Source organism: Serratia sp. TSA_105.2 (assembly GCF_052692115.1).
This window is the reverse complement of record NZ_JBQZFT010000004.1, coordinates 236837-260236: the sequence shown is the minus strand read 5'-3', so window position 1 is coordinate 260236 and position 23400 is coordinate 236837. Positions and strand designations below refer to the sequence as shown.

The following is a 23400-nucleotide window of genomic DNA, read 5'->3' as shown; positions in this document are numbered from 1 at the left end:
AAGGAAGTAATAGCGTTAAACGGCAGAAAGGTAAAGCGTTAGCCAAAACTGGCCAAGCGGGATGAATAGATTGACGGGCGGGCGCCATGATGACGCCCGCCGGGGTATTACGCTTTGTCGCCCAGCAGCACGGATTCCAGCGCGATAACGATCATTTCGTTAAAGGTGGTCTGGCGTTCCGCCGCCGTGGTCGCTTCGTGACGCAGGATGTGGTCGGACACGGTGCAGATGGTCAGCGCCTTACAGCCGAACTCTTCGTACAGCTCCGCCGCCACGCCGTAGATGCCGGCCGCTTCCATTTCCACGCCCAGGATGCCGTACTTCTTCATCACCTGGAACATGTCCGGATCCGGCGTGTAGAACAGATCGGCGGAGAAGATGTTGCCCACTCGCGCCGGGATGCCCTGCGCCGCCGCCGCGTCGACCGCGTTGCGCACCATGTCGAAGTCGGCGATCGCCGCGTAGTCGTTGTCCTTGAAGCGCAGACGGTTCACCTTGGAGTCGGTGCACGCGCCCATGCCGATCACCACGTCACGCAGTTTGATATCGTCACGCACCGCGCCGCAGGAGCCTACGCGAATGATCTTCTTCACACCGAACTCGGCGATCAGCTCGCGCGCATAGATGGAGCAGGACGGGATGCCCATGCCGTGGCCCATTACGGAGATGCGGCGGCCTTTGTAGGTGCCGGTGAAGCCCAACATGCCGCGCACGTTGTTCACTTCCACCGCGCCTTCCAGGAAGGTTTCGGCGATGTATTTTGCACGCAGCGGATCGCCCGGCATCAGTACTACGTCAGCGAAATCACCCATCTCAGCATTAATGTGCGGCGTAGCCATAATTTTCTTCCTTTAGAAATCTTATTTAATAAAAACGTCAAACATCTAAGCCTTGAATTTCGAGTTGCAGCCAGGCAGCTAGCGGGTGAATCCCCAGGAGCTTACTTGAGTAAGTGACTGGGGTTCACGCGTGAAGCTAACAACGCTGCGGCTTGAAAGACAGGGCTTAGAACATGCTCTTACCGTAATCCATCGGCGACAGGCCAAAGTAATTGGCGACGGTCTGGCCGATGTCGGCGAAGGTCTCGCGGTGGCCCAGTGAGCCCGGCTTCACTTTCGGGCCGTAAACCAGCACCGGGATATGTTCGCGGGTGTGGTCGGTGCCCGGCCAGGTCGGGTCGCAGCCGTGGTCGGCGGTGAAGATGATGATGTCTTCGTCTTTCACCAGCTTCAGCAGCTCCGGCAGGCGGCGGTCGAACAGCTCCAGCGCGGCGGCGTAGCCCGCCACGTCGCGGCGGTGGCCATAGGAGGAGTCGAAGTCCACGAAGTTGGTGAACACGATGGTGTTGTCGCCGGCCTTTTCCATTTCAATCAGGGTCGCGTCGAACAGCGCGTCAATGCCGGTCGCCTTCACCTTCTTGGTGATGCCGACGTTGGCGTAGATGTCGGCGATTTTACCGATCGACACCACTTCACCGCCCTTCTCGTCCACCAGCTTTTTCAGCACGGTCGGCGCCGGCGGCTCTACCGCCAGATCGTGGCGGTTGCCGGTGCGCTGGAAGTGGCCCGGCTTGTCGCCGACGAACGGACGCGCGATCACGCGGCCGATGTTGTACCCGCCTTCGGTCAGCTCTTCACGCGCGATTTCGCACAGCTCGTACAGGCGATCCAGGCCGAAGGTTTCTTCATGACAGGCGATCTGGAACACCGAGTCGGCGGAGGTATAGAAAATCGGCTTGCCGGTTTTCATGTGCTCTTCGCCCAGTTGATCGAGGATCACGGTGCCGGATGAGTGGCAGTTGCCCAGGTAACCCGGCAGCTTGGCGCGTTCGACCAGTTTGTCCAGCAGTGCCTGCGGGAAGCTGTTGTGCTCGTCCTTGAAGTAGCCCCAGTCGAACAGCACCGGCACGCCGGCGATTTCCCAATGGCCCGACGGTGTGTCTTTACCGGAAGAGAGTTCGCTGGCGTAAGCGTAAGCGCCGATGATGTCGGCGTTGCGGTCCAGCCCCTGCGGGAAGTTGCCGGTGGACTCTTCCGCCGCTTTGCCGAGGCCCAGACGGCTCAGGTTAGGCAGCGTCAGCGGCCCCTGGCGGCCCACGTTGGCCTCACCGCGCGCGCAAACCTCGGCGATGTGGCCCAGGGTGTCGGAACCCTGGTCGCCAAAACGTTCGGCGTCTTCGCTGGCGCCGATGCCGAAGGAGTCCAATACCATAATAAATGTGCGTTTCATCTGTGCTCTCCTGCGTGTTCTCACGCTTTGGACGGCCGCGAAAAAGCCGCGGCCGTTCCTGATTCTTGGGTTATTCCGTGATGCGCTTATACACCACCGGCGTCGTCTCCGGCGCCTTGTCGCTCAGCGTCATTGCGCTGCGCACCGCATCGGCCGCCTGCTGCCAGCCCTCTTCATCGTTGGCGTGGATCATCGCCAGCGGCTGCTGGGCATCCACTTTCTCGCCCAGGCGCGCCACCTCGGTCAGGCCAACGCTGTAGTCGATGGCGTCGCTCGCCCGGCGACGGCCGCCGCCCAGCGAAACCACCGCCATACCCAGCGCGCGGGTATCCATGGCGCTGATGATGCCCGGAGTTTCAGCATACACCGGCTTGCTCAGCGTTGCCGCCGGCAGATAGCTATCGTAGCGTTCGACGAAGTCTATCGGCCCCTGCTGCGCCGCCACCATGCGGCCAAACACCTCCGCCGCCTTGCCGTTGTCCAGCACCGCCTGCAGTTTGGCGCGCGCGTCGGCCTCGTCTTGCGCCAGGCCGCCGGACAGCAGCATTTCCACACACAGCGCCAGCGTCACTTCCAGCAGGCGCGGGTTGCGGTATTCGCCGGTCAGGAAACGCACCGCTTCGCGCACTTCCACCGCGTTGCCGGCGCTGGAGGCCAGCACCTGGTTCATGTCGGTCAGCAGCGCGGTGGTCTTGCAGCCCGCGCCGTTGGCCACGCCGACGATCGCCTGCGCCAAGTCCTGCGACAGCGCATAGGTCGGCATAAAGGCGCCGGAGCCGACCTTCACGTCCATCACCAGCGCATCCAACCCTTCCGCCAGCTTCTTGGCCAGAATGGAAGCGGTGATCAGCGGGATCGAATCCACAGTGGCGGTGATGTCGCGGGTGGCGTAAAAACGTTTGTCCGCCGGCGCCAGCGAGCTGGTCTGGCCGATGATCGCCACGCCGACGTCCTGAATGATTTTGCGGAAGGCGTTATCGTCCGGGAAAATATTGAAGCCCGGAATGGCTTCCAGCTTGTCCAGCGTGCCGCCGGTATGCCCCAGGCCGCGGCCGGAGATCATCGGCACATAGCCGCCGCAGGCCGCCACCATCGGGCCGAGCATCAGCGAGGTCACGTCGCCCACGCCGCCGGTCGAATGCTTGTCGACGATCGGGCCGTTCAGCGCCAGACTCTTCCAGTCCAGCACGGTGCCGGAATCGCGCATCGCCATGGTGAGCGCCACGCGCTCCGGCATGCTCATGTCATGGAAATAAATGGTCATCGCCAGCGCGGCGATCTGCCCTTCCGACACCACGTTGTCGCGAATGCCGTTGATGAAAAAGCGGATTTCCGCTTCGCTTAACGGCTGGCCGTCGCGTTTTTTACGAATAATTTCTTGAGCCAGGAACAAGGCATCCCCCTGTGTCGCCGAGAGTCGGTGCAGACGGGCGCGCCTGGCGCCCGCCAACGAAATCGATCAGTAGCCGCCGCCGGCGGTCTGGGTCTGGTGGCCCAGCGCGGTCAGCAAGCTGGCCAGCAGGCTGGAAGCGCCAAAGCGGAAATGCCGCGCATCGGCCCACCCTTCGCCCAGAATACGATCGGCAAGTTGCAGATAATGCAGCGCGTCTTCCGCGGTGCGCACGCCGCCGGCCGGCTTGAAGCCCACGGTCTTCGCCACGCCCAGATCGCGGATCACCGACATCATCAGCTCGGCGCTCTCCAAAGTGGCATTGACCGACACCTTACCGGTGGAGGTCTTGATAAAGTCCGCCCCGGCCTTGATGGCAATCTCGGACGCCTTGCGGATCAGGTCGGCCTGCTTCAGCTCACCGGTTTCGATGATCACTTTCAGCAGCACGTTGGCCGCCTGACAAGCCTGCTTGCACTGTTTCACCAGCTCGAAGCCGACCTGTTCGTTGCCGGCGATCAGCGCGCGGTAAGGGAACACCACGTCCACTTCATCCGCGCCATAGGCGATGGCCGCGCGGGTTTCCGCCAGCGCGATGTCGATATCGTCGTTGCCATGCGGGAAGTTGGTCACGGTGGCGATACGGATATCCGGCGTGCCTTGCTCGCGCAGCGCCTTGCGCGCTACCGGAATAAAACGCGGGTAGATACAGATGGCCGCCGTGTGGCCGGCCGGGCTGTTGGCCTGACGACAGAGGGCGATCACTTTCTCGTCGGTGTCATCATCATTCAGCGTGGTTAAATCCATCAGGTTCAGCGCACGTTGCGCTGCTGCGGTTAATTCGGTCATAAAACTCTCCAACTGAGTACCTGGGTGTTGGCGAGCGGACTTGGTTCCATGAAGATAGCGCAGGGGAACGGCGTTCCCGCGGCGGCAACTGAGATCCTTCTCACCGCACATGGCCACCCGCCTTGCGGCCGGCCAGTAATAGCTATTTGAACACGAATGCCAAGGGCGATTCGCGTTCATCGTCACACTATATGAAATAGCACTGTAACAGACCGGAATTATATGTGAAGAGCATCACAAAATAACGCGATATCGTTCACAAATTCGCTAAAGAAGCGGCTGAAGATCGCGGGTGCGGCAAGCACCCGCGTTGCTTAGAGTATAGGCGGAGTCCCGCGATCGGTCGCGCCGTCGCGGGCTCCGGGATGGCTTACAGCGCCAGGAAGAAACCGGCGATGGTGGCGCTCATCAGGTTGGACAGCGTGCCCGCCGCCACGGCCTTCAGACCGAAACGCGCGATGTCGTGGCGACGGTTGGGCGCCATGCTGCCCAGACCGCCCAGCAGGATCGCCACCGAGGAAAGGTTGGCGAAGCCGCACAGCGCGAAGGAAATGATCGCCTTGGTGTGGGTCGACAGGACCTGCAGGCCTTCCGCCGCCACCACGTCGTCCGGACGCAGATAGGCGCCGAAGTTCATGTAAGCGACGAACTCGTTGACGATGATCTTCTGGCCGATAAACGAACCGGCGGTCATCGCTTCGCTCCACGGCACGCCGATCAGGAAGGCGATCGGCGAGAACACCCAACCGAGGATCAGTTCAAGCGACAGCTGCGGATAATCGAACCAGCCGCCGATACCGCCGAGAATGCCGTTAAGCAAGGCGATCAGCGCGATAAACGCCAGCAGCATCGCACCGACGTTTAGCGCCAGCTGCATGCCGGAAGCCGCGCCGGAAGCCGCCGCGTCGATCACGTTGGCCGGACGATCTTCTTCGGCGATCAGCTTCATCGCATCGTCTTTATCGTGGGTCTGCTCGGTTTCCGGCACCATCAGCTTGGCGAACAGCAGTCCGCCCGGCGCGGCCATGAAGGACGCGGCGATCAGGTATTCCAGCGGCACGCCCATCTGCGCGTACCCTGCCAGCACCGAACCGGCTACCGAGGCCAGGCCACCGCACATCACGGCGAACAGTTCTGACTGGCTCATGGTGGCGATATACGGGCGCACCACCAGCGGCGCTTCGGTCTGGCCAACGAAAATGTTGGCGGTCGCCGACAGCGATTCGGTGCGCGAGGTGCCCAGCAGCTTGTGCAGGCCGCCGCCCAGCACGCGGATCACCAACTGCATGATGCCGAGGTAGTACAGCACCGCAATCAGCGAGGAGAAGAACACGATCACCGGCAGAACGCGCAGCGCGAATACGAAGCCGCCGCCGCCGAACACCTCGAACATCTTGTCGGACACCAGCCCACCGAAAATGAACGAAATGCCCTGATTGCCGTAGGCGATAACGTTTGCCACGCCGTTAGACATACTGCCGAGGATGCTGCGGCCCAGCGGCACGTACAGCACCAGCGCGCCGATGCCGATCTGGATGATGAACGCCCACACGACGGTGCGCAGTTTGATGGCCCGGCGGTTGCTGGAGAGCAGCACCGCAATGGCGATCAGCACTGCCATGCCGACCAGACTCATGATGAGTTGCATGCAAAGTTTCCCTGTTGCAAAAAATAAAATACATCCCTGCTCATGAAGAGAGGTTTGCTATTGGAGAGTTTCGGGGGGGATTATACTGAGCGAGGTCACCCTCGCACCGATTTATGTCACAAATGTATACAACGAGACGCAAATGAAAATCCTATAACGTGACACAAGTCACGTTATAAACCCATCAATCCGGCATGGCGAACAGTGCCTGAGTATTGCGTTGCAGGTGGGCGGCGATCTCGTCGGCCGGTTCCGGCCGCAGTTCGCACAGCGTTTGAAACACCTCGGCGGCGCGTTCGGGGCGATTCGGCTGCCCCTGATAGCCGGCCAGCGGCATGTCCGGCGCATCGGTCTCCAGCAGCAGCGCTTCAAGCGGCAGTTGCGCCATCACGCCGCGCGTTTTCTGCGCCCGCTCATAGGTGATGGTGCCGCCCACGCCGATGTAATAGCCGAGGCGGATAAAGGCCTGCGCCTGCGACAGGCTGCCGGCGAAGCCGTGCACCACGCCGCGACGCGGCAGCTGCATGCGCCGCAGCGCCGCGGCCAGCTGATCGTGAGTGCGGCGCGAGTGCAGGATCACCGGCAGGTCATGCTGCTTCGCCAGCTTCAGCTGGGCCAGCAGCACGCTTTGCTGGCGCTCGAACTGCGGGTTGTCCATATACAGATCGAGCCCGATCTCCCCCACCGCCACCAGCTTGCGCGGCCGTTCGGCCAGCAGCGTCGCCAGCTGCTCCAACTGCGGCTCATGGTGCTGCGCGATATACAGCGGGTGCAGCCCCAGCGCGGCGAACAGCGGCGCGTGATCCTGCGCCAGCCGCAGCACCCGGGCAAAGCGATCGGCGGTGACCGTCGGGACGATGATGCGCTGCACGCCGGCGCTTGCCGCCCGCGTCAGGCTCTCGGCCTCATGCCCGGTAAAGGGCGGAAAATCGAAATGGCAGTGAGTATCGGTAAAGGCGTAACTCACAGCGCGCCCCCTTCACCCGGCGGCAAATCACCCGGCAGAATGATCTTCGGCGCCGCTACCGCGGCCTCCGGCTGCGCGCCCAGATCGGACGGCATGACGATATCGGTCACGATCGGCGAAGGCATTCTGACGTTCTCCGGCTGGATCAGACGGCGCGACAGCGCTTTTTGCACCTTGATGCCGTCCGGCTCCGGCTGCGCCATCCACTGGCCGACGGTGGCCAGGAAGTAACGGCCGCAGCGGCGCCCCAGGTGATAATCCTGATTGAGCGACCCGAGTCGGCTGCCCAGCGCATTGCTGGCCAGCGGCTTCGGCGGAAAGATTTCGAAGATGCGCAGCTTGCCCGGCGGCTTCTCGATAAAGCGCTGGATGCGGTGATAGCTTTGCTCGTGATGCTGCAGGATACGCACCATCTGCTGCAGGCTGCTGTCGCTCAGCCAGTGCTCCATGCGCTTCATCCACTGCGGGGTGTAGTACATCTGCGAGGGCACGGTGCGGATCACCACGATGGTGTCGGCGCCGCGACGATAGGCCTCTTCCACCGGGATCGCATCGCTGATGCCGCCGTCCTGATAGCTGACGCCGTCCAGCTCCACGCCCTGGCGATAAAAACCGGGAATGGCGCTGGACGCCTTGATGGCCGGCAGCCAGCGTTCGCGCTGCGCCGGCAGGTAGGTCGGCTCAAAGTCATCGCTGCGGCAGGCGCACAGCAGGAACTCGCGCCCGTCGGTAAAGTGCTGTTCCGCCACGTCCATCGCCAACGGCATCTGCGCCGCCGCCGTATCGACAAGCCAATCGAGATCGATCAGATGCCCACCACGCACGAAGCGCAGCGGATTGAAGAACTGGGCCGAGGTGGTGTAACGGGTGATCACCCGACGCGCGTATCCCACCTGCCCGCAGATATAGGCGGACAGATTCTGGGCGCCGGCCGACGTGCCGATCAACAGATCGAAAGGGTTAAAGCCCGCGCGCTGAAATTCGTCCAGTACGCCGGCGGTGAAAATACCGCGCTGGCCGCCGCCTTCGCAGACCAGCGCCATTTTGCCTGGCCGAAAGGGTTTAGACGCTAGCGGTTCTATATTGCCGAGCGTGATGGGTATTCTGTATCCCAACTTGGCATCCTCAGTGAGACGTTTTCTCCGAGGATACCGCGTCTCGCTCTCTTCCGTAATCCTCTTGCAGTACGCCGGCGAGGAAATCGTTGCTGCCGGCCAGCCAGGCATAATCGCTGCCTGACCATTCTGCCCACGCCTGCCATACCTGGCCTTTCAGCTGTTTCCAGCGCCCGACGATGATGTCGCTGTTCATGGCCGGCCCTCCCCGACGTGAGAAAAGGAGTTAAGCTTTGTTACAGTTTACGGGAAAATGCCCGCCAGCTAAGGGCGACGGCGGCCGGTGAACAGGCTGACCAGGAACAGGATGATACCGACGACGAACACGATTTTAGCCGCCCAGGCAGCAGTGCCCGCCAACGAACCGAACCCTAACGCCGCAGCGATAAGTGCGATAACTAAAAAGATAATGCCCCAACGAAACATAAGCTTCTCCTTACCATTGTGAAAAATTCGCTGCTGCCTACCGCCCCGACAACGGGACGTCGGCGGCAAATCAGTTTCTTTTTTTGGTGGTACATGTCGGGCCGCCTTCACGGCCCGACAGATGCGGCTTGTTGTTGCTTGTTACGGGCGCCTGGCGGAATTACTGCTTGACCACCAGGTCGTTTTTCACGCTTTTCACGCCGTCGATGGCCTTGGCGATGCTTTCCGCACGCTCAGACTGCGCCTGCGTTTTCACCTCACCGGAAAGCTGCACCACACCATCGGTGGTTTCCACTTTCACATTGCGCGACGGCACAATGTCATCGGCCAACAGCTTGGCTTTCAGCTCGCTGGTAGTGGCGGTGTCGCCGGCATACGATTTGATCGACTGGTTGGCTTCATCTTTCACGTGCAGCTTGTCGCTGACGGTCTTGACGCCTTCCACCTTGCCGGCGACCGCGACCGCATGCTCCGCCTGCGCCTGGCTGCCGACGAACCCGCTCAGGGTCACGGTGCCTTTTTCGGTTTTCACCGAAATGTCAGAACTTTTGATGGTCTTATCTTCCACCAACGCACTTTTAACTTTAGCCGTTATCGCGCTGTCATCCATGTAACCGTCAACTTTTTTCATGGAGCTATCGATTTTGGCACCGGCACTATCCGCGGCGTTAGACGCCTTGTTGAGCAGACTGTCTTCGGCCAGCGCACTGCCGCTTACCAAAGCAGAACCCAATACGACAGCCATCAGCGAGTGTGCAAATTTGGTCTTTTTCATCGATCTCTTCCTTTTGTTGGGGGCTCTCGACGCCAAAGCGCCGGAACCCTGCGGCCACCTTCACGCGGCCTTCTCGGTAAATACTTCATCATCGCTATACGATTAAGCGTTCACGACAGGAGTGTTGCAACGGCCGTGCCAACTCAAAAAATACCTTAATTATCAAAGATAAAAATCTTTCAGTCGGATTTTTAATCAAAAAACTGTCGTCTATTGACGACAGGCTAAGTTACACAAAACTGAAATATGGCTATCTCATTGATATTTAAAGACACTGACTGTCTCCTATCGGCAACACATCAGAATAACTCACCAAACAAATAGCGTATTACAGTGATTTACTCTCAAGCAATGTGCGGACATCTCGTTAAAGATAGACCATCAGACGGAAAACGCAGGCCGAACGAACATCGCCTGGCGATAGCGGTTCGCAGGATAAAATATGAGGAAGATTTATTAATTAGCGCAGTGAGGATAGGAGAAGCGTGCAGGGCGCACTGGGCGCCCTGCCGAGCGATCAGTGTTCGCGGGTTTTGCGGAAGGTCACGTCAGGATAGCGTTCCTGCGTCAGGTTGAGGTTCACCATGGTCGGCGCGATGTAGGACAGGTTGTCCCCGCCGTCCAGCGCCAGGTTGATCTCGTTCTTGCGCTTGAACTCTTCGAACTTCTTCACGTCGTCGCACTCGACCCAGCGCGCGGTCGACACGTTGACCGATTCGTACAGCGCTTCCACGTTGTACTCGCTCTTCAAACGCGCCACCACCACGTCGAACTGCAGCACACCGACCGCACCGACGATCAGATCGTTGTTGGCGATCGGACGGAACACCTGTACTGCGCCCTCTTCGGACAGCTGCACCAGTCCCTTCAGCAGCTGTTTCTGCTTCAGCGGATCGCGCAGGCGAATGCGACGGAACAGCTCCGGCGCGAAGTTCGGAATACCGGTGAACTTCATGTCTTCACCCTGGGTGAAGGTATCGCCGATCTGAATGGTGCCGTGGTTGTGCAGGCCGATGATGTCGCCCGGATAGGCTTCTTCCACGTGCGAACGGTCGCCGGCCATAAAGGTCAGCGCGTCGGAGATCACCACGTCTTTGCCGGTGCGCACCTGGCGCAGCTTCATGCCCTTCTCGTAGCGGCCGGACACCACGCGCATGAAGGCCACGCGGTCGCGGTGTTTCGGATCCATGTTGGCCTGGATCTTGAAAACGAAGCCGGTGAATTTCTCTTCCGCCGCCGTCACTTCGCGGGTGTCGGTTTTGCGCGGCATCGGCGCCGGCGCCCAGGCCACCAGACCGTCCAGCATGTGATCCACGCCGAAGTTACCGAGTGCGGTACCGAAGAACACCGGGGTCAGCTCGCCGCTCAGGAAAGCTTCCTGATCGAACTCGTGGGAAGCGCCCTGCACCAGCTCCAGCTCATCGCGCAGCTGCGCCGCCAGATCTTCGCCCACCGCCGCATCCAGCTCCGGGTTGTGCAGGCCTTTGACGATGCGCACTTCCTGAATGGTGTGACCTTTACCGGTCTGGTACAGGTAGGTTTCATCCTTGTACAGGTGGTAAACGCCCTTGAACAGCTTGCCGCAGCCGATCGGCCAGGTGATAGGCGAGCAGGCGATCTTCAGTTCTCGCTCGACTTCATCCATCACTTCCATCGGATCGCGGATGTCGCGGTCCAGTTTGTTCATGAAGGTCAGGATCGGCGTGTCGCGCAGACGGGTGACTTCCATCAGCTTGCGGGTACGATCCTCAACGCCCTTGGCGGCGTCGATCACCATCAGACAGCAGTCGACGGCGGTCAGGGTACGGTAAGTATCTTCAGAGAAGTCTTCGTGCCCCGGGGTATCCAGCAGGTTAACCAGGCTGTCGCGGTACGGGAACTGCATCACCGAGGTGGTGATCGAGATCCCACGCTGCTTTTCCATTTCCATCCAGTCGGATTTGGCGTGCTGGCTGGAGCCACGGCCTTTTACCGTACCGGCGGTCTGGATCGCCTGTCCGAACAGCAGCACTTTTTCGGTAATGGTGGTTTTACCGGCATCGGGGTGCGAGATGATGGCGAAAGTTCTTCTTTTGGAGACTTCGCGGGCAAATTCACTAGGAGACATGGTTTTCAGGTTCTACGGTTAGTCCGCCCTGCGACATCATCAGAACGCGCCGATCGCGGCGCCGGGCAAAGCGGTGAATAAAAGATAACAGCCGGACATTTTCGCCGATTTGCCAACCGGTGACAATCAATGCTTTTTCCGCAATGCTTTTTCCGGCCGGGCAGATTACCCCAGTGGCAGCGCCATCACGATCGCGTCTTCGCGGCCGTGGGCGCTCGGGTAATAATTGCGGCGCACGGTGACCTCGTTGAAACCGAGATCTTCATACAGTGCGATCGCCGCCTGGTTGGAAGCGCGCACCTCCAGCCACAGCGTGACTACGCCGCGGCTCTCCAGCTGTTCGATCACCGCGTTGAGCAGCAGGCGGCCAAAGCCCCGGCGCTGGTACTGCGGATGAATGGCGATGTTGAACAGCGTGGCTTCGTCCAGCACGATCTGCGTGATGGCGAACCCCGCCATTTCCCCGTCGGCGTTCAGCTTCAGGTTAAGGTAGCGATCGCCCTGATTGCTGGCGAAGGTGGTTTCCGTCCAGGGGAAAGCGTGGCTGGCTTGCTCAATGGTGAAGGCCGTGGCCAGGTCGGCCGCCGTCAGGGTAGAAATCGTGTTCATGATGACAAATCTGCTGCCAGAGGGCGCGTTTGGCCCCCGCGTCTTGGGAAAGCTCGGCCAGCGCCGGGCTGTGTAGCTGCGCGCCGGCGACCGCAAGCGGTTCCGCCACGCCCAGCCGCCAACTGTTGCATGCGGTCTCTTCAGGCAGCATCGCCGCCTGTTCCGGCGTCAGGCTGTAGGTTTGCGCCGGCGTCAGCCCCAGGCTGCGCAGCACGTCGCAAAACAGCGGATCGTCGGGTGCGGGCAGCGTCTGCGCCACCACCAGCAGGCGCGCCTCGGGCGGCAGACTGACCGCCACTTCGCCCTGCAACACGCCCGGGCGGCGCAATGTCCACTGCGTAATACCCAGTTGTTGTAACAGCCAGTCGCGTTTTGATGCCATGCCGATTCCTACCCGTTGTGGTGCGCCATGCCTGCCATGCGCCGCGCTATGCTAACAAACCCGCGCAGCCCGCGCCAACAAACCCGTCGAACATATCGCCACAAAGCTCTATAATCCCCGGTCTCATTTCCAGGAGCCAATATCTGATGTCTGCATTAACCCCCGCCAGTGAAGTCATGCTGCGCCACAGTGATGAATTTATCGAACGCCGCGTGCTGTTTGCCGGCGACCTGCAGGACAGCCTGCCGGCCCAATTCGAGGCCGCGGACGTGCGCGTCCACACTCAGCATTACCATCACTGGCAGTTACTGAACCGGACGATGGGCGATAACGTGCAGTTCGGTTTGACCGTCGATCCCGCTTTCGTCGCCGACTGCGACACGCTGGTTTACTACTGGCCGAAGAGCAAGCAGGAAGCGCAATTCCAGCTGTGCAACCTCCTGGCGCTGTTGCCGGTAGGCGTGGACGTGTTCGTGGTCGGTGAAAACCGCAGCGGCGTGCGCAGCGCCGAGCCAACGCTGGAAGGCCACGTTGCGCTGGTGAAAATCGACAGCGCGCGCCGCTGTGGCCTGTATCACGGCCGCCTGGACGCACAGACCGAATTCGACCTGAACGACTGGTGGGACAGCTATCAGCTGCACGATCTGGAAGTGAAAACGCTGCCGGGCGTGTTCAGCCGCGACGGCCTGGACGTCGGCAGCTCGCTGCTGCTGTCGACGCTGGAAAAACACATGAAAGGCAAGGTGCTGGACATCGGCTGCGGCGCCGGCGTGATGGCCTCGGTGATGGCCAAGCTGTCGCCGAAGGTGAAACTGACCCTCAGCGACGTCAACGCCGCCGCGGTGGAATCCAGCCGCGCGACGCTGGCCGCCAACGGCATCGAAGGCGAAGTGATCGTCAGCAACGTTTACTCCGACATCACCGGCCGTTTCGACATGATCATCTCCAACCCGCCGTTCCACGACGGGCTGCAGACCAGCCTGACCGCCGCCGAAACCCTGATCCGCGGCGCGGTGAAACACCTGCCGATCGGCGGCCGGCTGCGCATCGTCGCCAACGCCTTCCTGCCGTACCCGGACATTCTGGACGCCACCTTCGGCAGCCACGAAGTGCTGGCGCAGAACGGCCGCTTCAAGGTGTATCAGGCCACCGTCGGCCGCCCACCGCGCGCGCCGAAGAAGAAATAATTCGCCGTTGGCGGAAAACGACAGAGCGCGGCCTGAGGCCGCGCTTTTTTTTAGCCGTTGATATAGGTCATCGACTCGGCGCCGTAGCGCTCGCCGGCCGCCGCACTCAGCGGGAACACCGCTTCGATCGCCGCCAGTTCGTCCGCGCTCAGCGTTATCTCCGCCGCCGCGACGTTCTCTTCCAGATAGCGACGGCGTTTGGTGCCAGGGATCGGCACGATGTGCTCGCCCTGCGCCAACACCCAGGCCAGCGCCAACTGTGAAGGCTTGACGCCCTTCTGCACCGCCAGTTCGCCCACCTTCTCCACCAGCGCCAGGTTGCGGGCGAAGTTTTCCCCCTGGAAGCGCGGGTTGCCGCGGCGGAAATCGTCCTCGGCCAGATCCTCCGGCCGCCGGATAGCACCGGTAAGGAAACCGCGCCCTAATGGGCTGTAAGGCACAAAACCGATGCCCAGGCGGTCACAGGCCGCCAACACGCCCTGTTCGGCGTCGCGCGTCCACAGCGAATACTCGGTCTGCAGCGCCGTGATCGGATGCACCTTGTGCGCCCGCTCCAGCGTGGCGACCGACGCCTCGCTCAGGCCGATATAGCGGATCTTGCCTTCGCGGATCAGATCCGCCATCGTGCCGACGACGTCTTCGATCGGCACCTGCGGATCGACCCGGTGCTGATAATAAAGATCGATCTCCTCCACGCCCAAGCGCCGCAAGCTGCCCTCTACGGAGCGCCGGATATACTCGGGCCGGCTACTGACGCCGCGCGCCGAAGGATCCGCCGGATCGCGCAGGATGCCGAACTTGGTAGCCAGGAACACCCGTTGCCGTTTGCCCTTGATCGCTTCCCCCACCAACTCTTCGTTGGTGTGCGGGCCATACATGTCGGCGGTGTCGAGCAGCGTGACGCCCAGCTCCAGCGCCCGGTGCAGCGTGGCGATAGCCTCCTGCCGATCGGCGCCGGTGGAGTAGAAGTCGCTCATGCCCATGCATCCCAGCCCCAGGGCGGAGACGACGGGACCGTGGGAACCCAGTTTACGTTGTTGCATTGTGCTGCCCTCATGCGATGAATGGATAACGCAGCAAAGTCTGGTTGTTTACGCTACAAAGATAAATAATGCAGATTGCACATCACTGTTCAAAAATCACCAACAATCCGGAGTGGACATGGATCAGGTTCAAGCCATGCGCATTTTTACCCGCATCGTCGAACTGGGCAGCTTCAGCCGGGCGGCCGAGCGTCTGCAGCTGCCGCGCGCCACGGTCAGCAACGCGCTGAAACGGCTGGAGCAGCGGCTGGGCGTGCGCCTGCTGATCCGCACCACCCGCCAGGTACAGGTGACCAGCGAAGGCAGCCTTTACTATCAACGCTGCGTACAGTTGCTGGGGGCGCTTGAGGAAGCGGACACGCTGTTCAGCCACCATAAGCTACAGCCGTCCGGCAAGGTGCGCATCGACATGCCCCATTCGCTGGCGCGCCAGATCGTCATTCCAGCGCTGGGCGACTTTTACCGGCGCTATCCCGACATCACGCTGGCGCTGGGCGCCAACGACACCCACGTCGATCTGTTGCGCGAAGGCGTAGACTGCGTGCTGCGTGCCTGGGAAACCGAAGACGACAGCCTGGTGGCGCGGCGCATCGCCCAATTGCCGCAGGTCACCTGCGCTTCCCCCGCTTACCTGCAGGCCCACGGCACGCCGCTCGACATCGATAGCCTGGCGCCGCACCGCGCGGTGGGATATTTTTCCCTGGCCAGCAACCGCGATTACCCACTGGAATTCTGCCGCGGCGGCAAAGTGGAACTGCGCGAGCTGCCTGCCCGACTGAGCGTCAGCGGCGCCGACGCCTACATCGCCGGCGCACGGGCCGACATGGGGTTGATTCAGGCGGCGCGCTATTCGCTTGTCCCCTGGCTGGAACGGGGCGAACTCGTGGAAGTGTTGGCAGGCACGCCGCCCCCGCCGATGCCGATTTACATCATGTATCAGCCCGGCCGTTTCCTGGCGCCACGGGTCAGGGTGTTGATTGATTGGCTGATTTGGCTGTTTGACCAGCAGAAAAGCGGCGATATGGCTGTTTTTCCAGCAAACGCCCGCAAAGCGGGGAAATAACTGTTGACGTGCCCGCCAAAATCTCTAGAATTCGCCTCCGTGGTAACGTTACTCCGGTAATGTTTCTGGTACGCGAAGGTGGCGGAATTGGTAGACGCGCTAGCTTCAGGTGTTAGTGTCCTTACGGACGTGAGGGTTCAAGTCCCTCTCTTCGCACCAAATAACCACATGATTTATATTGCACTCAGCATCGATGCGAAGGTGGCGGAATTGGTAGACGCGCTAGCTTCAGGTGTTAGTGTTCTTACGGACGTGAGGGTTCAAGTCCCTCTCTTCGCACCAAGCTGGCGACGTAATATAAATCAAAGCAACAACATCGACTGTGCGAAGGTGGCGGAATTGGTAGACGCGCTAGCTTCAGGTGTTAGTGTCCTTACGGACGTGAGGGTTCAAGTCCCTCTCTTCGCACCAATTGATGATCTCTCCGGTAGTTCCTTCGAAAAAATCCCAATGCATTGATGATAAACACGCCTAAGCGTGGTTTTGCCGTTTCCGGCGTTTACGCGAAGCTGAAGTTGAGGCTGATTGCCGCCAGGCCGCCCGCCAGCGCCATGCAGGAAGGCAGCAGCAGATAGTGACGCAGCCGGCTGTTGAACAGCATCACCAGCGTCGCCAGCATCGCTATCACAATCAGGGTGCGCAGCTGCATCATATTCAGATCGATCAAGGCCAGCAGCGGCATCAGCGCGCACGGCAGCAAAACGCCCCAGGCGCTGGCCAGGCGATCGCCGAGGCACCAACTGACGCCCCACAGTCCACACGCGGCAATCATGGCGGTGAGCATGACAACCCCCTTTAAGTGATAATGATAACCAATATCATATAACACTTTTTTGGCCGCCGCATCATTTTCACTGCGGTGACCAAACCCAGATGACACCAGCATGAAAAAATGATAATTTGACATAAGAAAATTCCTAGTCCTGTTTGCATGATAATAATCACAACCATCAACCATGCAACTTCCGTGGATATTTCGCGCCGAGGGAATGCTTCTCAACCTTAATTATTCGACAGTACGACTTTGCAAAGAGTGACCTCCGTATGAACGCCCGTTCTTATCAGGAATTACTGAACAGCAAGCAGCGCCTGGCATTATTTCTTTTTCTAATGATGAATGCCGCCTCTTCCATATTTACGTTATTGTTCCCTTTTAGGGATGTCCCTTCTTTTACTCTGCCTTTATTATGCATACCGTTATTTTGTCTGGCGGCGGCGCTATTTTCTCTGCACGCGCCGCGGCAATACCTGTGCAAACTCAACCTGTTCGCCAGCGTGCTCGGCCTGCTGTGGGCTGCACATATTTACGTTAAAAGTCAATATTGCCTGCCGAATAACCAAGATTTTTTATTAATTAGTTTGTTCAGCATCTTTTTTATCAGCGCTATTTCTCTGACGGATAACTTTACCGCCTTTTGTTTACACGCCGTGCCTTCCGCAATGATGATCCTGGCTTTAGATGGCATGCATAATACCCTGCGGATATTATTCACCACGCTATTACCTATTATCGCTTTCTCCATTCATCACCTGATGTTGAAACGCAGTGAAGTCTTTACCCACGCGCTGGTGGCCAACCTGTATAACGAACGGGACAAATTCAATAATTTGAGCATGCTCGATCCCCTGACCGGCCTTTATAACCGCCGCGGGCTGGAGAATAAGATCAACATGCTGCTGGAACCGCAAACCGGCCGCCACTACGTGTTGCTGCTGGATATCGACCACTTCAAGGTCTACAACGACAGCTACGGCCACGCCATGGGAGACCGAGCGCTGGTGCAGGTGGCGATCGCCATCCGCGATGCGGTGCGTTCGCGCGACATCGTGGTGCGCTACGGCGGGGAAGAGTTTTTGGTGCTGCTGACCAACGTGCACGAAGGCTATGCGGCGCAGCTGGCCGAGCGGGTGCGCCAACGGGTGGCGGAACTGAATATCCCGCACGGCGCCAGCCCGCAGCACAGCAGCACGCTGACGCTCAGCGCCGGCATCTCGGCATTGGAAAAACTGGACGTCGAATCGGCGATCGGCGCAGCCGACGCCGCGCTCTATCTGGCGAAGCACAGCGGCCGCAACAATATCCAGCTGGCGCAAAACGTTCAGCCCGCCCTGCTGCAGCCGCAGGAGTAACAGGTTCGCTAATCGACTTCCCAAATCGCCCTACCCTGCCAGCGCCGTTCGATCGCCGCCAGGAACAGTTTCACCTTGGGGGAGAGATGGCGCCGGCTGGGGTAGACGGCGCAGATCGGCGGCCCCGGGCGACAATAGCGCTCCAGCACCGGCACCAACGTGCCGGCCGCAATCTGCTCGCCGACCAGAAATGCCCCCACCTGGCACAGGCCGGCTCCGGCGACGGCCGCATCCCGCAAGGCCTCGACGTTGTTGAAACGCATCCGGCCGCGCACCGGCTGTTCGTGCAGTTGGCCGTTGACCAAATAGCGCCAGGGCGCCGGCAACCCCTGATGGCTGAAGACCAGCGTCTCGTGCTCGCCCAGCGCCTCCGGTTTTGCAGGGGTACCGTGCCGCGCCAGATAATCCGGCGCCGCGCAGGTGATCAGGCGATGCGGCGCGAGCACCCGCCGCACCAGCCGGCTGTCGTCGCTGCCACCGACGCGGACAGCCACGTCGATGCCGTCGCGCACCAGATCGCTGTAATCATCGGAGAAGCTGACGTCGGCGTCCACCTCCGGCCACTGCGCCAAAAATTCCCGCAAAATCGGCAGGATATGCAATCGCCCCAACGAGACCGGCAGATCCAGCCGCAGCCGCCCGCGCGGGGTTTGCCGCCGCGTATTCAGCGCCGTTTCCGCCTCTTCGGCCTGCGACAGGATACGCTGCGCATACTCGTAAAACACCGCGCCGTCTTCGGTCAGGCTGACGCTGCGCGTGGTGCGCTGCAGCAGCCGGGTGACCAATCGCTCCTCCAATCGGTTCACGCATTTGCCCGCCGCCGATCGGGAAATGCCCAGCCTCTCGGCCGCCAGCGTGAAGCTGCAGGCGTCGGCGACGCGAATGAACACCAGCAGGTCGGTCAGGTTATCCAACGGCATAGACGGTAAATTGGCCACGATTTGTCCCCAATGTTGCGCATTCAGGCCAGTTTATCAGCCATTTTGGCGCGGATACACTGAGGATCTTCATTTGTTGGGAGAGTCATTATGAGTGCCTTACACGCCGGCGGCGGCGCAAAACCCTGGCTGGCAACCTTCGCCATCGGCCTGTCCACTTTTACCGTCGTCACGGCAGAAATGCTGCCCGTCGGGCTGCTGACTCCGATCGTCAGTACCCTGAACGCGACGATCGGCCGCGCCGGATTACTGATTTCCCTGCCCGCCCTGTTTGCCGCGCTGTTCGCCCCGCTGGTCGTGCTGGGCGCCCGGCGCACGGATCGCCGCAGCCTTCTGATCGCCTTTCTGCTGCTGCTGATCGCCGCCAACCTGCTGGCCGCCGCCGCTACCTCCCTGGCGCTGCTGTTCGCTGCGCGCATCCTGCTGGGCTTTTGCATCGGCGGCATCTGGGCCATCGCGGGTGGGCTGGCGGAACGTCTGGTGCCGCCGGCCTCCGTCGGATTGGCGCTGTCCGTCATCTTCGGCGGCGTAGCGGCGGCCTCGGTGTTCGGCGTGCCGCTCGGGGTGTTCCTCGGCGAAGCGCTGGGCTGGCGCATGGCGTTTCTGGCCGTCGCCGTCCTGGCGGCGCTGACCCTGCTCCTGCTGCTGTGCGTGCTGCCGCCGCTGCCGGTCACGCAGGCGATAAGCTGGCGGTCGTTCACCGTGCAGCGCGCGAATCGTCGGCTGATGACCGGGCTGCTGCTGACGTTTCTGCTGGTCGCCGGCCACTTTATGGCTTACACCTTTGTCCGCCCGATGCTGCAGACGGTCGCCGGCATCGAGGGCCGCTGGGTGGGGCCGCTGCTGTTCGCCTACGGCGCTGCCGGTATCGTCGGGAATTTCATCGCCGGGCAGGCCGCCGCCAAACGGCTGCGCCGTACCCTGGCGCTTATCGCCATCGGGCTGGCGCTCGCCGTCCTGCTGCTGCCGCTGCTGGGCCACGCGCCGCTGAGCGGCGGCGCCTTCCTCCTGCTGTGGGGCATCGCCTACGGCGGCGTTTCCGTTTCGCTGATGGCATGGATGCTCAAGGCGGCCCCCGACGCGGTCGAGGTCGCCTCTTCGCTGTATATCGCGCTGTTTAATCTGGCGATTTCCTGCGGTTCGCTGGCGGGCGGGCTGGTGGTGGATGCAGGGGGATTGACGCTAAACGGCGTGCTGTCCGGCATCGTGCTGCTGCTGGCGTTGGCGATCCTGATGCGAACCCGCCCGCAGGCGCTGACAACGGCGGCGAAGGCCGATTCGCCGCCGGGTTGAATCAGGCGCGGCGCTGCCGCAGGCCGTAAACCAGCACCACCGCGAAGCACAACAGCGGCAGCAGATAAGAGAGCGCGGTGCTGTAACGGTCAGCCAGCGCCCCCATAAAGTACGGCATGATGGCGCCGCCGACGATCGCCATGATCATAAAGGAGCTGGCGCGCTTGGTGTGTTTACCCAGGTTTTTCACCCCCAGGGCGAAAATCGTCGGGAACATGATCGACATAAAGAAGAATACCGCGATCAGCGCCACCACCGACACGCCGTCAACACTCAGCATCACCACGCCGCACAGCGCGATGTTGATCAGCGCATAGGCCGCCAACAGCGTCGCCGGCTTGACTCGCCCCATCAACCAGGTGCTGAAGAAACGCCCGACCATAAAGCAGATCATGGCGATCGACAGCAGGTAAGAGGCGCTCTGGTTAGACACTTCGCGCCAGTGTTCGGTGGCATAGTTGATGAAGAACGCCCCTACGCCCACCTGCGCCGCCACGTAAAAGAACTGCGTGATAACCCCGCCGACGAAATGCGGATGCTGCCACAATCCCTGCGCTATCACGCCGTGTACCGGTTTTTCCTCTTCGCGGATCGCCGGCAGCCGGGTGCGGCTGAACAACAGCGCGATCAGCAGCACCAGCACGGCGATCGCCACATAGGTCATCTTCACCGCGCTCTGATCGCCGCCGCCGGCGGACTGGCTGGCGGAGAAGAACAGCGTGCCGCCGATCAACGGGCCGATAAACTGCCCGAGGCCGTTGAACGACTGGGCCAGGTTGAGCCGCCGTTCGGCGCCCTGCGCGTCGCCCAGCACCGTGGCGTACGGGTTGGCGGCCGTTTCCAGGCAGCCCAATCCGCTGGCGATAACGAACAGCGCGAACAGGAACACGCCGAAGCTGTTGGCCGACGCCGCCGGCACGAACAGCAGCGCCCCCAGCGCATACAGACACAGCCCGACCAGAATGCCCGCCTTATAGCCCTTGCGGTCCATAAAGTATCCGGCGGGCAGCGCCACCAGGAAATAGGCGCCGAAATAGGCCGCCTGCAACAAACCCGACTGCGCCTTGGTAACGTGCAACGTCTCCTGAAAATGTTTGTTTAATACGTCCAGCAGGCCATAGGACAGCCCCCACATGAAGAACAGGCTGGTGACCAGGATAAAGGCCCAGCGCAGATTGGCGGTCACGGCGACGCCCGGCTGCGCGGAGGCCGCACTTTTTTCAGCAAGCATGGTGATACCCTCGTATCGTCTGGCGATGATGATGTTGGCGTTATTGCTGTTGCAGAGAAAATATCCGCACCATTTCCACCCATTTTTCGCCCTGCGGCGTCCAGGGGGTGGCGGCCTGGTAGTGCCACATCAGCGCTTCCCATCGCTGTACTTCGGGGTTGTTCAGGCTGGCGGCGTCAAAACGCGCGGCGTCGAAATCGGCGCTGACCTCCACGATCATGAACAGCCGGGTGCCCAACCGGTAAATCTCCATGTCCAGAATGCCGTGCTCACGCAAATGCGCGGCGATGCCCGGCCAGATGCGCTGATGCTGCTGCTGGTACTCCGCAATCAGCGCCGGTGAGTCAATCAGATCGAGCGCCTGGCAGAAACGGCGCCGCCCTGCCGCCGCGCCGCTCACGTCAGCGCCCGATCGAGATGCAGATAGCCGCCGTCCACCGACAGCCATTGCCCGGTGGTATGCGACGACCGCGACGACAGCAGAAACGCCACGGTGTCGGCGATCTCTTGCGGCGTGGTCATGCGCTGCCCGAGCGGAATACGCGCGGTGATTTTCGCCATCTGCCGCTGCGGCTCGGCGAAGGTGTTGAGCCAGCGCTGGTACTGCGGGGTGATCACCTCCGCCGGTACCACCGCGTTCACCCGCACGCCGTCATGGCGCAGCGACACCGCCCATTCGCGCGTCAGCGCCAGCACCGCGCCCTTGGCGGCGGTATAGCCGCTGGTGCCGCCCTGGCCGCTGAGCGCGGTCTTGGAGGCGATGTTGACGATGGCGCCCCGGCTCTCCTGCAGCGCCGCCTGGCACAGGTGTGCCATCAGGTAGTAGTGCACCAGGTTCTTTTCCAGCGAGCCGACGAACGCTTCGCGCCCCGCCTCCAGCCCGACGCCGTCGTTGACCCCGGCGTTATTCACCAGCCCGTCGATGCGGCCGAAGGCCGCCAGCGTCTGGCTGACCGCGCGGCGGCAGGCCGCCTCGTCGCACAGTTCAGTGAGGATCACCTCGGTGCGCGGCTGCAGCCGCTGCAAATCGGCCAACAGCGCCGCCTCCGGCGCGGCGTTGGTGACCAGCACCGGGATCGCGCCTTCTTCGGCCAGCACATGAGCGATCGCCGCGCCGATGCCGGCACCGCCGCCGGTGACCAGCACCACCTTATCTTGCAGATACAGATCCATAACCAGACTCCGTTAAACCGTAAATTCGCCAGGCGGTGTCGCCCCAAATCGCCGCCTGCTCGGCGGCCCCCAGCGTCGACAGCGCCCGTTCGCACAGCTGCACCACTTGGCGGTAGTCGCCGGCCAGCAGGCACACCGGCCAGTCGGAGCCGAACATCAGCCGCTGCGGGCCGAACGCCTCCAGCGCGGCGTCGAAGAACGGCAGCAGTTCTTCCGCCTGCCACCGGCCACCCGGCGCCTCGGTGATCAACCCCGACAGTTTGCAGGCCACGTGCGGCAGCGCCGCCAGCGGCCGGATTTGCTGCGCCCAGTGCCGCGCGCCGCGCGCGATGTCCGGCTTGCCGAGATGATCCAACACCAGCCAGTGTTCATCGTGGCGGGTGGCGAACGCCGCCGCGGCCGCCAGATGCCGGTGCGTCACCAGGATCTCGTACACATACCCGGCGCGCTGCAGCGTTTGCATACCGCGTTCCACCTCCGGCCGCGCCAGCCAGGCCGCCGGATCCGCTTCGTCCTGCACCTGATGACGCACCCCGCGCAGCGCGCTGTAAGGCCGCAAGGCCTCCAGACGCTGCGCCAGCTGCGGCGCGGCGATGTCCAGCCAGCCCACCACGCCGCATATGCCCTCGCCCTGCTCAGCCAGCGCCAGCAGGGCCAGCGTCTCTTCCTCGCTGGGGCGCGCCTGCACCGCCAGCGCGCCGTCGAAACCCTGTTCCTGCAACAGCGGCCGCAGCCGGGGCGGATCGAAATCCTGCCGCAGCACGCTCATTCGCTCGTCGATCCACGGGTAGTGCTGGGGGTGATAGCGCCAGTAGTGCTGGTGAGCGTCGATGCGCGGCATGCGA

24 protein-coding genes and 3 tRNA genes are annotated in these 23400 nt (G+C 61.5%); 7 read left to right on the top strand and 20 right to left on the bottom strand.

Translation table 11 applies throughout. The features are described from left to right. Positions 1–107: 107 nt before the first annotated feature. The 13 genes from deoD to ACUTSC_RS15400 all read right to left on the bottom strand — a co-directional run bounded on the left by deoD (position 108) and on the right by ACUTSC_RS15400 (position 12497). Positions 108–839 carry a purine-nucleoside phosphorylase gene (gene deoD, locus ACUTSC_RS15460; protein WP_004933059.1) on the bottom strand — a complete coding sequence of 244 codons (732 nt, stop codon included), beginning with the start codon at positions 837–839 and terminating at the stop codon, positions 108–110. A 166-nt stretch (positions 840–1005) separates the two neighbouring features. Continuing rightward, positions 1006–2229 carry a phosphopentomutase gene (gene deoB / locus ACUTSC_RS15455; RefSeq protein WP_060451827.1) on the bottom strand — a complete coding sequence of 408 codons (1224 nt, stop codon included), beginning with the start codon at positions 2227–2229 and terminating at the stop codon, positions 1006–1008. Between the two features lie 70 nt (positions 2230–2299). Beyond that, the gene (deoA, locus tag ACUTSC_RS15450; RefSeq protein WP_445653424.1) at positions 2300–3622 is read right to left on the bottom strand and encodes a thymidine phosphorylase; all 1323 of its coding nucleotides are present in this window, start codon (positions 3620–3622) and stop codon (positions 2300–2302) included. Positions 3623–3688: 66 nt separating this feature from the next. Beyond that, positions 3689–4468 (bottom strand): deoxyribose-phosphate aldolase, encoded by a 780-nt coding sequence (deoC, locus tag ACUTSC_RS15445; protein ID WP_142109245.1) that lies wholly within the window; start codon positions 4466–4468, stop codon positions 3689–3691. Between the two features lie 370 nt (positions 4469–4838). Next, on the bottom strand, positions 4839–6116 hold the full coding sequence (locus ACUTSC_RS15440; RefSeq protein WP_055312699.1) for a NupC/NupG family nucleoside CNT transporter: 1278 nt from the start codon (positions 6114–6116) through the stop codon (positions 4839–4841). Positions 6117–6300: 184 nt separating this feature from the next. Further along, positions 6301–7083 carry a TatD family hydrolase gene (locus tag ACUTSC_RS15435; RefSeq protein ID WP_142109244.1) on the bottom strand — a complete coding sequence of 261 codons (783 nt, stop codon included), beginning with the start codon at positions 7081–7083 and terminating at the stop codon, positions 6301–6303. Further along, a complete protein-coding gene (locus ACUTSC_RS15430) occupies positions 7080–8198 on the bottom strand; it encodes a patatin-like phospholipase family protein (RefSeq protein ID WP_445653423.1) in 1119 nt (372 codons plus the stop codon). The genes ACUTSC_RS15435 and ACUTSC_RS15430 overlap by 4 nt, the downstream gene beginning before the upstream one ends. Positions 8199–8208: 10 nt before the next feature. Continuing rightward, positions 8209–8394 (bottom strand): CsbD family protein, encoded by a 186-nt coding sequence (locus ACUTSC_RS15425; protein ID WP_060422311.1) that lies wholly within the window; start codon positions 8392–8394, stop codon positions 8209–8211. Positions 8395–8462: 68 nt separating this feature from the next. After that, on the bottom strand, positions 8463–8624 hold the full coding sequence (locus ACUTSC_RS15420) for a DUF1328 domain-containing protein (protein WP_004857650.1): 162 nt from the start codon (positions 8622–8624) through the stop codon (positions 8463–8465). Between the two features lie 160 nt (positions 8625–8784). Then, positions 8785–9399 (bottom strand): molecular chaperone OsmY, encoded by a 615-nt coding sequence (osmY, locus tag ACUTSC_RS15415; RefSeq protein WP_060440799.1) that lies wholly within the window; start codon positions 9397–9399, stop codon positions 8785–8787. 517 nt (positions 9400–9916) lie between these two features. Beyond that, positions 9917–11506 (bottom strand): peptide chain release factor 3, encoded by a 1590-nt coding sequence (gene prfC, locus ACUTSC_RS15410; RefSeq protein WP_197767031.1) that lies wholly within the window; start codon positions 11504–11506, stop codon positions 9917–9919. Between the two features lie 165 nt (positions 11507–11671). Further along, the gene (rimI, locus tag ACUTSC_RS15405; protein ID WP_164039347.1) at positions 11672–12115 is read right to left on the bottom strand and encodes a ribosomal protein S18-alanine N-acetyltransferase; all 444 of its coding nucleotides are present in this window, start codon (positions 12113–12115) and stop codon (positions 11672–11674) included. Continuing rightward, positions 12060–12497, bottom strand: coding sequence for a DNA polymerase III subunit psi (locus ACUTSC_RS15400; protein ID WP_033637012.1), 438 nt, complete (start codon positions 12495–12497; stop codon positions 12060–12062). The genes rimI and ACUTSC_RS15400 overlap by 56 nt, the downstream gene beginning before the upstream one ends. Positions 12498–12643: 146 nt before the next feature. Between ACUTSC_RS15400 and rsmC the strand changes: the two genes are divergently transcribed. Next, positions 12644–13684: a 16S rRNA (guanine(1207)-N(2))-methyltransferase RsmC gene (gene rsmC / locus ACUTSC_RS15395; protein ID WP_197767032.1), complete on the top strand. Its 1041-nt coding sequence runs from the start codon at positions 12644–12646 to the stop codon at positions 13682–13684. Between the two features lie 50 nt (positions 13685–13734). Here the strand turns inward: rsmC and ACUTSC_RS15390 are convergent, their stop codons facing one another. After that, the gene (locus ACUTSC_RS15390) at positions 13735–14727 is read right to left on the bottom strand and encodes an aldo/keto reductase (RefSeq protein WP_445653422.1); all 993 of its coding nucleotides are present in this window, start codon (positions 14725–14727) and stop codon (positions 13735–13737) included. A 118-nt stretch (positions 14728–14845) separates the two neighbouring features. Between ACUTSC_RS15390 and ACUTSC_RS15385 the strand changes: the two genes are divergently transcribed. The 4 genes from ACUTSC_RS15385 (at position 14846) to ACUTSC_RS15370 (ending at position 16201) form a co-directional block, all read left to right on the top strand. Next, complete coding sequence (locus tag ACUTSC_RS15385) at positions 14846–15790, top strand: LysR substrate-binding domain-containing protein (RefSeq protein WP_197767034.1); 945 nt, start codon at positions 14846–14848, stop codon at positions 15788–15790. A gap of 72 nt (positions 15791–15862) precedes the next feature. Beyond that, positions 15863–15949: transfer RNA gene (locus ACUTSC_RS15380), tRNA-Leu, on the top strand. Positions 15950–15985: 36 nt separating this feature from the next. Then, a tRNA-Leu gene (locus ACUTSC_RS15375) sits at positions 15986–16072 on the top strand. Between the two features lie 42 nt (positions 16073–16114). Further along, positions 16115–16201, top strand: a tRNA-Leu gene (locus tag ACUTSC_RS15370). 88 nt (positions 16202–16289) lie between these two features. Here ACUTSC_RS15370 and ACUTSC_RS15365 read toward each other — a convergent pair. Next, entirely contained in the window at positions 16290–16574 is a 285-nt protein-coding gene (locus tag ACUTSC_RS15365; RefSeq protein ID WP_048233751.1) for a DUF1435 domain-containing protein, read from the bottom strand. Between the two features lie 443 nt (positions 16575–17017). Here ACUTSC_RS15365 and ACUTSC_RS15360 point away from each other — a divergent pair, with 443 nt between their 5' ends. Beyond that, a complete protein-coding gene (locus ACUTSC_RS15360; protein WP_443002813.1) occupies positions 17018–17920 on the top strand; it encodes a GGDEF domain-containing protein in 903 nt (300 codons plus the stop codon). Between the two features lie 8 nt (positions 17921–17928). Here ACUTSC_RS15360 and ACUTSC_RS15355 read toward each other — a convergent pair whose 3' ends face one another. Then, on the bottom strand, positions 17929–18840 hold the full coding sequence (locus ACUTSC_RS15355) for a LysR substrate-binding domain-containing protein (RefSeq protein WP_197767160.1): 912 nt from the start codon (positions 18838–18840) through the stop codon (positions 17929–17931). Positions 18841–18948: 108 nt separating this feature from the next. Between ACUTSC_RS15355 and ACUTSC_RS15350 the strand changes: the two genes are divergently transcribed. Further along, positions 18949–20151, top strand: a complete 1203-nt coding sequence (locus tag ACUTSC_RS15350) for an MFS transporter (RefSeq protein WP_197767036.1) — start codon at positions 18949–18951, stop codon at positions 20149–20151. A 1-nt stretch (position 20152) separates the two neighbouring features. On the opposite strand, the gene fucP is transcribed toward ACUTSC_RS15350, so the two are convergent. The 4 genes from fucP to ACUTSC_RS15330 are packed head-to-tail and all read right to left on the bottom strand — an operon-like array spanning position 20153 to position 23396. After that, positions 20153–21382, bottom strand: a complete 1230-nt coding sequence (fucP, locus tag ACUTSC_RS15345; protein ID WP_033641777.1) for an L-fucose:H+ symporter permease — start codon at positions 21380–21382, stop codon at positions 20153–20155. Between the two features lie 40 nt (positions 21383–21422). Continuing rightward, a complete protein-coding gene (locus ACUTSC_RS15340) occupies positions 21423–21782 on the bottom strand; it encodes an L-rhamnose mutarotase (RefSeq protein WP_197767037.1) in 360 nt (119 codons plus the stop codon). Next, on the bottom strand, positions 21779–22555 hold the full coding sequence (locus ACUTSC_RS15335) for an SDR family oxidoreductase (RefSeq protein ID WP_033636997.1): 777 nt from the start codon (positions 22553–22555) through the stop codon (positions 21779–21781). The genes ACUTSC_RS15340 and ACUTSC_RS15335 overlap by 4 nt, the downstream gene beginning before the upstream one ends. After that, the gene (locus ACUTSC_RS15330) at positions 22533–23396 is read right to left on the bottom strand and encodes an amidohydrolase family protein (RefSeq protein WP_197767038.1); all 864 of its coding nucleotides are present in this window, start codon (positions 23394–23396) and stop codon (positions 22533–22535) included. The genes ACUTSC_RS15335 and ACUTSC_RS15330 overlap by 23 nt, the downstream gene beginning before the upstream one ends. Positions 23397–23400 lie beyond the last annotated feature (4 nt).

Excerpts from the sequence above, each read along its gene's own strand:
- deoD (WP_004933059.1), bottom strand. The coding sequence starts at position 839 with ATGGCTACGCCGCACATTAATGCTGAGATGGGTGATTTCGCTGACGTA.
- deoB (WP_060451827.1), bottom strand. The coding sequence starts at position 2,229 with ATGAAACGCACATTTATTATGGTATTGGACTCCTTCGGCATCGGCGCC.
- deoC (WP_142109245.1), bottom strand. The coding sequence starts at position 4,468 with ATGACCGAATTAACCGCAGCAGCGCAACGTGCGCTGAACCTGATGGAT.
- ACUTSC_RS15440 (WP_055312699.1), bottom strand. The coding sequence starts at position 6,116 with ATGCAACTCATCATGAGTCTGGTCGGCATGGCAGTGCTGATCGCCATT.
- ACUTSC_RS15425 (WP_060422311.1), bottom strand. The coding sequence starts at position 8,394 with ATGAACAGCGACATCATCGTCGGGCGCTGGAAACAGCTGAAAGGCCAG.
- ACUTSC_RS15420 (WP_004857650.1), bottom strand. The coding sequence starts at position 8,624 with ATGTTTCGTTGGGGCATTATCTTTTTAGTTATCGCACTTATCGCTGCG.
- osmY (WP_060440799.1), bottom strand. The coding sequence starts at position 9,399 with ATGAAAAAGACCAAATTTGCACACTCGCTGATGGCTGTCGTATTGGGT.
- prfC (WP_197767031.1), bottom strand. The coding sequence starts at position 11,506 with ATGTCTCCTAGTGAATTTGCCCGCGAAGTCTCCAAAAGAAGAACTTTC.
- rimI (WP_164039347.1), bottom strand. The coding sequence starts at position 12,115 with ATGAACACGATTTCTACCCTGACGGCGGCCGACCTGGCCACGGCCTTC.
- ACUTSC_RS15400 (WP_033637012.1), bottom strand. The coding sequence starts at position 12,497 with ATGGCATCAAAACGCGACTGGCTGTTACAACAACTGGGTATTACGCAG.
- rsmC (WP_197767032.1), top strand. The coding sequence starts at position 12,644 with ATGTCTGCATTAACCCCCGCCAGTGAAGTCATGCTGCGCCACAGTGAT.
- ACUTSC_RS15390 (WP_445653422.1), bottom strand. The coding sequence starts at position 14,727 with ATGCAACAACGTAAACTGGGTTCCCACGGTCCCGTCGTCTCCGCCCTG.
- ACUTSC_RS15385 (WP_197767034.1), top strand. The coding sequence starts at position 14,846 with ATGGATCAGGTTCAAGCCATGCGCATTTTTACCCGCATCGTCGAACTG.
- ACUTSC_RS15365 (WP_048233751.1), bottom strand. The coding sequence starts at position 16,574 with ATGCTCACCGCCATGATTGCCGCGTGTGGACTGTGGGGCGTCAGTTGG.
- ACUTSC_RS15355 (WP_197767160.1), bottom strand. The coding sequence starts at position 18,840 with ATGCCGTTGGATAACCTGACCGACCTGCTGGTGTTCATTCGCGTCGCC.
- ACUTSC_RS15350 (WP_197767036.1), top strand. The coding sequence starts at position 18,949 with ATGAGTGCCTTACACGCCGGCGGCGGCGCAAAACCCTGGCTGGCAACC.
- fucP (WP_033641777.1), bottom strand. The coding sequence starts at position 21,382 with ATGCTTGCTGAAAAAAGTGCGGCCTCCGCGCAGCCGGGCGTCGCCGTG.
- ACUTSC_RS15335 (WP_033636997.1), bottom strand. The coding sequence starts at position 22,555 with ATGGATCTGTATCTGCAAGATAAGGTGGTGCTGGTCACCGGCGGCGGT.
- ACUTSC_RS15330 (WP_197767038.1), bottom strand. The coding sequence starts at position 23,396 with ATGCCGCGCATCGACGCTCACCAGCACTACTGGCGCTATCACCCCCAG.